We start from the raw sequence: 8,697 nt of genomic DNA on the forward strand, positions 1-8,697 counted from the left end.
TTAATATTGCTATTAGGTTACATGGCTTTTATTTATTTTTAATTTATTTTTTACTCTTCAGTTTCATCCGATTCTTCTTCGGCATCTTCTTGATCATCAGCAACGTCATCGTCATCATCAGAATCATCTTCTAAAACTGCATTTGGATCAATTTCTAATTCTTCTCCGTCAACAGCAATAGCTTCTTCCTCTTCATCTTTCATAACTTTAGTTACAGCAGCAATAGAATCGTTTCCTTTAATATTAATCAAACGAACACCTTGAGTTGCTCGACCCATAACTCTTAAAGTAGAAACATCCATTCTAATAGTCAACCCAGATTTGTTGATAATCATTAAATCATCAGCATCGGTAACTGTGTTGATTGAAACTAGAGCTCCAGTTTTTTCAGTTATGTTTAAAGTTTTTACACCTTTTCCACCACGATTGGTAATTCTATAAACTGCTTCACCTTCATCCTCAAGTTTCGTTCTCTTACCATAACCATTTTCGGTAACGACTAATAATTGAGTGTCATTGATATTATTCTCATCAACAGAAACCATGCCAATCACTTCGTCTTGCGTATCTCTTAACGTAATACCTCTAACTCCAGATGCAGTTCTACCCATTGGTCTAGTTTTAGCTTCTTCGAAACGAACTAGTTTACCCGATTTTACTGCAATTAAAACTTGACTACTACCATTAGTTATCTCTGCTGCCAATAATTCGTCGTCTTCTTTAATAGTGATTGCTGCAACTCCGTTAACTCTTGGTTTAGAATATTTCTCTAAAGAAGTTTTCTTAACCTGACCTTTTTTGGTAGCCATAATTATATAATGACTCTTAATATAATCTTGATCTTTTAAATCTTGAGTACAAATAAATGCTTTTACTTTATCGTCTGGCTCAATATTGATAAGGTTTTGAAGTGCGCGACCTTTACTTGCTTTTGTTCCTTCTGGAATTTCGTAAACACGCATCCAATAACATTTTCCTTTTTGAGTGAAAATCAATAAGTAATTGTGATTCGTTGCTACAAACAAATGTTCTAAGAAATCTTGATCACGAGTAGCAGCCGATTTTTGTCCAACTCCACCTCTATTTTGAGTTTTGTATTCTGTTAATGAAGTACGTTTGATGTAACCTGCATGCGAAATTGTAATTACCACATTTTCATCGGCAATTAAATCTTCAATACTTACATCGCCACCAGAATATTCAATTACAGAACGACGATCGTCACCATATTTATCTCTAATTTCAACAAGCTCTTCTTTAATTAATTCCATTCTCATCTCTTTACTTTCCAATAAAGCTCTTAAATGGTTGATTAATTTCATGATTTCTTCATATTCTGCACGAAGTTTATCTTGCTCAAGACCTGTTAATTGACGTAAACGCATTTCAACAATGGCACGCGCTTGAATTTCAGATAAATTAAATCGTTCAATTAATTTGGCTCTTGCTTCTTCTCCATCTTTAGATGAACGAATTAAAGCAATTACTTCATCAATATTATCTGAAGCAATAATTAAACCTTCAAGAATATGGGCTCTTTCTTCTGCTTTTCTTAATTCAAATTGTGTTCTTCTAACAACAACATCGTGTCTGTGTTCAACAAAATAGTGAATTAAATCTTTCACATTCAACATTTGCGGTCTTCCTTTAACCAATGCAATGTTATTAACACTGAAAGAAGATTGAAGTTGTGTGTATTTATATAAAGTATTCAAAACTACGTTTGGAACTGCATCACGTTTTAATTCGTAAACAATTCGCATTCCAGTTCTATCCGATTCATCACGGATATTTGAAATACCTTCAATTTTTTTATCATTAATTAAATCGGCAGTCTTTTTAATCATTTCTGCCTTGTTAACCTGATAAGGAATCTCGGTTACAATGATCGCTTCTTTACCGTTTACTTCTTCAAAACCAACTTTGGCGCGAATTACAATTCTACCACGACCTGTTTTAAATGCCTCACGAACACCTTCCATTCCGTAAATAATTCCACCTGTAGGAAAATCTGGAGCTTTGATCATTGTGATTAATTCGTCAATCTCAATATCATTATTGTCAATGTAAGCTAATGTTCCATCAATAACTTCAGTAATATTGTGTGGCGCCATATTTGTTGCCATACCTACTGCAATTCCCGAAGCTCCATTTATAAGTAAAGCAGGAACACGAGTTGGCATTACTGTTGGTTCATACAAAGTATCGTCAAAATTTAGTTTAAAGTCAACTGTTTCTTTGTCGATATCTGCCATAATGTCTTCTGACATTTTTTTCATTCTTGCCTCAGTGTAACGCATCGCCGCAGGACTATCGCCATCTACAGAACCAAAGTTACCTTGACCATCAACTAATAAATAACGTAAACTCCATTCTTGAGCCATACGAACCATTGCATCATAAACCGATGTATCTCCGTGTGGGTGATATTTACCTAAAACTTCTCCAACAATTCTTGCGGATTTTTTATGAGCTTTATTTGAGAAAACTCCTAAATCATACATTCCATATAATACTCTTCGGTGCACTGGTTTTAAACCATCACGCACGTCTGGCAATGCTCTTGATACAATAACTGACATCGAATAATCGATGTAAGCTGACTTCATTTCGTCTTCAATGTTAATAGGAATTAACTTTTCTCCGTCAGACATATTTATAAATTTTTAAAATAAATTAATTTAGAATTCAAACGTGCAATATACATCTTTTTGCTATTTTTAAAAGCATTTTAGACTACTTATTTCAATGATTTATTAACAAAATACACCTTAATAATGGTTAATAAATTTACATTAAACTACCTTTTATATATGACTATTTTTTTGTCAATTTACTGACAAGTGTTTTAGTCGGAATGATATTTGTAATAATTCAAGTAATTCACTAAATTTACCATAATTATATATATAAAAAAATGGATGATAATTTTTCACCAAGAGTAAAAGATGTTATTACGTACAGCAAAGAGGAAGCATTACGTTTAGGACACGATTTTATTGGTACTGAACACTTAATGTTAGGCATTTTGCGCGATGGAAATGGTAAAGCAATATCTATTTTAAATAACCTATCTGTTGATTTAGAACATTTAAGAAGAAAAGTAGAAGTATTAAGCCCACCAAATCCAAATCTTGAAACAAGCATAGAAAAGAAAAACTTACACTTAACGCGTCAAGCAGAAAGAGCTTTAAAAACCACTTTCCTTGAAGCCAAAGTGTTTCAAAGTACATCAATAAGCACGGCACATTTATTGTTGTGTATATTGAGAAATGAAAACGATCCAACAACAAAGCTACTTAATAAGCTAAAAATTGATTATGAAGTAGCTAAAGAACAATATTTAGATATGACACCAAAAGAAGAAGATTTTTTAGAAAATTTACCAAAAAACGAATCTTTCAATGAAGATTCAGGTCAAGATGACAGCTTAAAAGGCGATAACTTTAATACTCCAACAAATAAATCTAATAAAAAATCTAAGACACCAGTTTTAGATAATTTTGGTCGTGACTTAACTGAAATGGCCGAAGAAGGAAAATTAGATCCAGTGGTTGGTCGTGAAAAAGAAATTGAAAGAGTTTCTCAAATTTTAAGCCGTAGAAAGAAAAACAATCCATTACTAATAGGTGAACCTGGAGTTGGAAAATCAGCAATTGCTGAAGGTTTGGCCTTGCGAATTATCCAAAAGAAAGTTTCAAGAATTTTATTCAATAAAAGAGTTGTTACGTTAGATTTAGCAAGTTTAGTTGCTGGAACGAAATACCGTGGACAATTTGAAGAGCGAATGAAAGCGGTAATGAACGAACTTGAAAAGAACGATGATATTATTCTTTTTATTGATGAAATTCATACTATAGTTGGTGCCGGTGGCGCAACAGGTTCACTTGACGCATCAAATATGTTCAAACCTGCTTTGGCAAGAGGCGAAATCCAATGTATTGGTGCAACAACTCTTGACGAGTACAGACAATATATTGAAAAAGATGGCGCTTTAGAAAGACGTTTCCAAAAAGTAATTGTAGAACCAACTTCGGTTGAAGAAACGATTACAATTTTGAACAACATTAAAAATAAATACGAAGATCACCACAGTGTAACTTATTCTCAAGAAGCGATTGAAGCTTGTGTGAAATTGACTGACAGATATATGTCGGAGCGATTTTTACCAGACAAAGCAATTGATGCCTTAGACGAAGCTGGATCAAGAGTTCACATAACAAATATTGATGTTCCTAAACAAATTTTAGAATTAGAACGTCAATTGGAAGAAGTACGCGAACTTAAAAATTCTGTTGTAAAAAGACAGAAATACGAAGAAGCTGCTAAACTTCGTGATGACGAAAAGAAAATAGAAAAAGATCTTGCAATCGCTCAAGAACAATGGGAAGAAGATTCTAAAAATAATCGTATTCAAGTAACAGAAGATAACGTTGCTGATGTCGTTTCAATGATGACTGGAATTCCTGTAAATAGAATTGCTCAAACTGAAAGTAATAAGTTAGCTAACTTACCAGAACTACTTCAAGGTAAAGTGATTGGACAAAACGACGCGGTTTTAAAAATATCGCGTTCTATCCAAAGAAATCGTGCTGGATTGAAAGATCCAAATCGTCCAATTGGTTCGTTTATTTTCTTAGGACAAACTGGTGTTGGTAAAACGCAATTGGCTAAAGTTTTGGCTAAAGAATTATTCGATTCTGAAGATGCGTTAATTCGTATTGACATGAGCGAATACATGGAAAAATTTGCGATTTCTAGATTAATTGGTGCACCTCCAGGATATGTTGGATATGAAGAAGGCGGACAATTAACAGAAAAAGTTAGAAGAAAACCATATTGTGTAGTTTTATTAGATGAGATAGAAAAAGCACATCCAGACGTTTTCAACATGATGTTGCAAGTTCTTGATGACGGTTATTTGACGGACAGTTTAGGAAGAAAAATCGATTTTAAAAATACGATTATCATCATGACTTCTAATGTTGGAGCACGTCAATTGAAAGATTTCGGACAAGGCGTAGGTTTCGGAACTGCCGCAAAAGTGGCTCAAGCCGATGATAATTCGAAAAGTATAATTGAAAATGCTTTGAAGAAAACTTTTGCACCAGAATTCTTAAATAGAATTGATGATGTAATTGTATTCAACGCATTAGAAAAACACGATATTGATAAAATTATCGAAATCGAATTGAAAAAATTATATGCTCGTGTTGCCGATTTAGGATACAAATTAAATTTATCTGATAAAGCAAAAGCATTTATTGCCGAAAAAGGTTTTGATAGACAATTTGGCGCAAGACCATTAAAAAGAGCCATTCAGAAGTATGTTGAAGATTCATTAGCAGAAGAAATTATTACTTCTAAAATTGGATCTGGAGACGAAATATTTATGGATATCGAAGATGGTTCAGAAGAATTGACTGTAAAAATTCAAAAGGCAGAAGAACCAACGAGTTAAGAATATAATAAACTCAAAACAAAACCACTCACAAAACATAATATCAATTGCTGATAAAATTGTTTTGTTAGTGGTTTTTGATTTTAAAAAAAGTAGTACTTTCGAATTGTATTTAATTCATCAAAAAAATGCCACAAGAAAAAATAATTTTAGGTTCAGAAGAATGGTGTTCGTTTCCCGAACTTGGAATTCCAGCCATAAAAGCACGTGTAGATTCGGGTGCAAAAACATCAGCATTACATGCTATAAACATTGCTCCTTTTGTAAAAGACGGAATCAATTGGGTGAAATTTGATATCAATCCAATTCAGAACAATCTCAAAACTGTAATTCATTGCGAAGCTTTACTAATCGACAAACGTGTAGTAAAAAGCTCTAGCGGTTTTCGTGAGCAACGTTATGTAATTCAGTCAAGTATCAACATTGGAACTGAGGTTTGGGCAATCGAAATGACTTTAACAAACCGAGATTCAATGGGTTTTAGAATGTTGCTTGGTCGTGAAGCTATGAGCGGAAGAATTCTGGTTGATCCAGAACAAAAATATTTACTCGGACAAACTACAACCGAAAATTTAAAAAATTTATACGTCGACGCAATTCCCAATAAATCGGGTTTACGAATCGGATTACTAGCGAGTAATCCCGAATTATACAGCAACAGACGAATAATGGAAGCTGGCGAAATGCGTGGTCACGAAATGCATTTTCTAAACATCAAAGAATGTTACATGAAATTGGATGCCGATAAACCAGAAATTCATTATCGTGGTGGAAAAGTATTGGATAATTTTGATGCTGTAATTCCGAGAATTCGGCCAAGCATTACGTTTTATGGTTGTGCTTTGACACGACAATTTGAAGCAATGAAAGTATATTGCTTAAATTCGGCTGCAGCCATAACACAATCTCGAGATAAATTATTTTCATTGCAATTATTACTTCGAAATGGAGTTGATATTCCAACGACTGGATTTGCAAACTCACCTTTAGATACCGACGATTTGATAAAAATGGTTGGAGGTTCGCCTTTAATCGTAAAATTATTAGAAGGAACTCAAGGAAAAGGTGTCGTTTTGGCAGAAACTAAAAAAGCTGCAGAATCGGTAATTAACGCATTCAAAAGCTTAAACGCCAACATATTAGTTCAAGAATTTATTAAAGAAGCCAACGGAAAAGATTTACGATTATTTGTAGTTGACGGAAAAGTTGTTGCATCAATTCAACGTGAAGCTGCACCGGGCGAATTTAGAGCCAACATTCACATGGGCGGAACTGCATCTATAGTAAAACCAACTGTTGAAGAAAAGAAAATTGCAATAAAAGCTGCAAAGGCAATGGATTTAAGAGTTGCCGGAGTTGACATCATTCGTTCTTCCAAAGGTCCGCTGTTATTAGAAGTAAATTCATCTCCTGGTTTAGAAGGAATTGAAGGCGCAACTAATAAAGATATTGCTGGAGAAATGATTAAAGCGATTGAAAGTAACATTAAGAAGAAATAAATAGTGATTAGTAAATAGCTTATGAATCCTTATTTAGATATTACTATACGAAGTGTTTCTGTATATTTTTTTATGATTATTGCGCTCCGAATTTTTGGAAAAAAACAATTATCTCAATTAAATACAGCAGATGTAATCTTGATTTTACTAATTAGTAATTCGGTTCAAAATGCTATGGTTGGAAACAACACTTCTCTTTATGGCGGAATTATAGCAGCATTAGCGCTTTTTGTCATTAATTTCATTTTCAAAAAAGTGATGTCTAAATCTGAATTTATTAAAAATTTAGTTCAAGACAAACCCGAAATTCTTATTCATAATGGTAAAATTGATTTCAAAACCATAGGAAGATTAGATATATCAGATGATGAATTAAAAGAAGCTATGCGCGAACACGGAGTTGAATTTTATAAAGATGTAAAATTAGCTATGTTCGAAATTGATGGAAGTATAAGTATTATTTCGGGAAACGAAAATTTAAAACAAACCCATCACAAAAGAAAAATTCATAAAACATTAGGGAATTTAAACAATTAGTTATGACCAAAAACAGACTTGAAGCCTTCAGTGATGGCGTTTTAGCTATTATAATAACTATCATGGTTTTGGAGTTTAAAGTACCAAATGATACTACATTTGAATCCGTTTTAAAATTATCTCATAAATTTTTGAGTTATATTTTGAGTTTTATTTATGTTGGAATTTATTGGAACAACCACCATCATATGCTTCATACAGTCAAAACTGTAAATGGCAAAATTCTTTGGGCTAACTTACATTTACTATTTTGGTTATCACTAATTCCTTTTACAACTGCTTGGATTGGTGAACACCACTTTGCTCCTTTCCCAATGATGCTTTATGGAATTGTATTGTTAATGAACGCAATCGCCTATTTCATTTTACAAAATACAATAATTGCAAACCATGGAAAAGACTCCATTTTATCGAAAGCTTTAGGTAAAGATTTTAAAGGAAAAGTTTCTGTAGTTTTGTACATAATCGCTGTAATTTTAACCAAATATTACACTCTAATCTCAGGGATTTTATACATTATCGTTGCAATAATGTGGTTAATCCCAGACAAAAGAATTGAAAAGATTTTAAAAGAAGAAAATTAAAAATCGAAAAAACATGAACATTGTATCTCAAATCATCGTCGGATTTATTGCTTTTATTCACCTTTACATTCTTTGGTTAGAAATGTTTGCATGGACAACTCGTGCTCGAAAAGTTTTTAAAACCATTCCAGCAGATCAATTTGAAAAAACCAAAGTTATGGCTGCCAATCAAGGTTTATACAACGGATTTCTAGCTTTTGGATTAATCTGGTCGTTGTTTATTTCAGATGCCATTTGGAGTACAAACGTTGCTTTATTCTTTCTAGGTTGCGTATTAGTTGCCGGACTTTATGGTGCTTTTACAGTTTCTAAACGTATATTTTATGTTCAAAGCGTTCCTGCTATTTTGGGGATTTTGAGTTTGATAAATTATTAATTTCAAAATAAGATCTATGCTAAAATATTTTATCCTGATAACTTTAGTAATTACTAATTTTACTTCCTTTTCTCAAACTATTAATTTTAAAGATAAATACTTTAAAAATTGTGTTTTTAAAAAATATCCAGAAATTGATATCGATAAAAATGGAGAAATAAATCAACTTGAAGCTGATAAAGTTTCAAAATTGAGTTTGATGGAACTAAATATTGAAAATTCAGAAGATATAAAACATTT

The 8,697-nt window shown here is 32.6% G+C and carries 7 protein-coding genes; 6 read left to right on the forward strand and 1 reads right to left on the reverse strand.

What is annotated here, in order from left to right:
* Positions 1–50 precede the first annotated feature (50 nt).
* The gene (gene gyrA / locus DIU01_RS00675; RefSeq protein WP_290831342.1) at positions 51–2,654 is read right to left on the reverse strand and encodes a DNA gyrase subunit A; all 2,604 of its coding nucleotides are present in this window, start codon (positions 2,652–2,654) and stop codon (positions 51–53) included.
* A gap of 263 nt (positions 2,655–2,917) precedes the next feature.
* On the opposite strand from gyrA, the gene DIU01_RS00680 reads away from it, so the two are divergent.
* The 6 genes from DIU01_RS00680 to DIU01_RS00705 form a co-directional block, all read left to right on the forward strand.
* Positions 2,918–5,461, forward strand: a complete 2,544-nt coding sequence (locus DIU01_RS00680; RefSeq protein ID WP_290831343.1) for an ATP-dependent Clp protease ATP-binding subunit — start codon at positions 2,918–2,920, stop codon at positions 5,459–5,461.
* Between the two features lie 128 nt (positions 5,462–5,589).
* Positions 5,590–6,960: a 30S ribosomal protein S6--L-glutamate ligase gene (rimK, locus tag DIU01_RS00685; protein WP_290831344.1), complete on the forward strand. Its 1,371-nt coding sequence runs from the start codon at positions 5,590–5,592 to the stop codon at positions 6,958–6,960.
* A 21-nt stretch (positions 6,961–6,981) separates the two neighbouring features.
* The gene (locus DIU01_RS00690; RefSeq protein WP_290831345.1) at positions 6,982–7,497 is read left to right on the forward strand and encodes a DUF421 domain-containing protein; all 516 of its coding nucleotides are present in this window, start codon (positions 6,982–6,984) and stop codon (positions 7,495–7,497) included.
* A 2-nt stretch (positions 7,498–7,499) separates the two neighbouring features.
* A complete protein-coding gene (locus tag DIU01_RS00695) occupies positions 7,500–8,081 on the forward strand; it encodes a TMEM175 family protein (RefSeq protein ID WP_290831346.1) in 582 nt (193 codons plus the stop codon).
* Between the two features lie 13 nt (positions 8,082–8,094).
* Positions 8,095–8,457, forward strand: a complete 363-nt coding sequence (locus DIU01_RS00700; RefSeq protein ID WP_290831347.1) for a DUF1304 domain-containing protein — start codon at positions 8,095–8,097, stop codon at positions 8,455–8,457.
* Positions 8,458–8,473: 16 nt separating this feature from the next.
* The coding region (locus DIU01_RS00705; RefSeq protein WP_290831348.1) for a hypothetical protein at positions 8,474–8,697 on the forward strand (224 nt) is incomplete at its 3' end.

This window comes from Flavobacterium sp. (assembly GCF_003525665.1).
GTDB lineage: Bacteria > Bacteroidota > Bacteroidia > Flavobacteriales > Flavobacteriaceae > Flavobacterium.

What these genes read in the sequence shown, in the direction of transcription:
- gyrA (WP_290831342.1), bottom strand. Translation starts at nt 2,654, where the DNA reads ATGTCTGACGGAGAAAAGTTAATTCCTATTAACATTGAAGACGAAATG.
- DIU01_RS00690 (WP_290831345.1), top strand. Translation starts at nt 6,982, where the DNA reads ATGAATCCTTATTTAGATATTACTATACGAAGTGTTTCTGTATATTTT.
- DIU01_RS00680 (WP_290831343.1), top strand. Translation starts at nt 2,918, where the DNA reads ATGGATGATAATTTTTCACCAAGAGTAAAAGATGTTATTACGTACAGC.
- DIU01_RS00695 (WP_290831346.1), top strand. Translation starts at nt 7,500, where the DNA reads ATGACCAAAAACAGACTTGAAGCCTTCAGTGATGGCGTTTTAGCTATT.
- rimK (WP_290831344.1), top strand. Translation starts at nt 5,590, where the DNA reads ATGCCACAAGAAAAAATAATTTTAGGTTCAGAAGAATGGTGTTCGTTT.
- DIU01_RS00700 (WP_290831347.1), top strand. Translation starts at nt 8,095, where the DNA reads ATGAACATTGTATCTCAAATCATCGTCGGATTTATTGCTTTTATTCAC.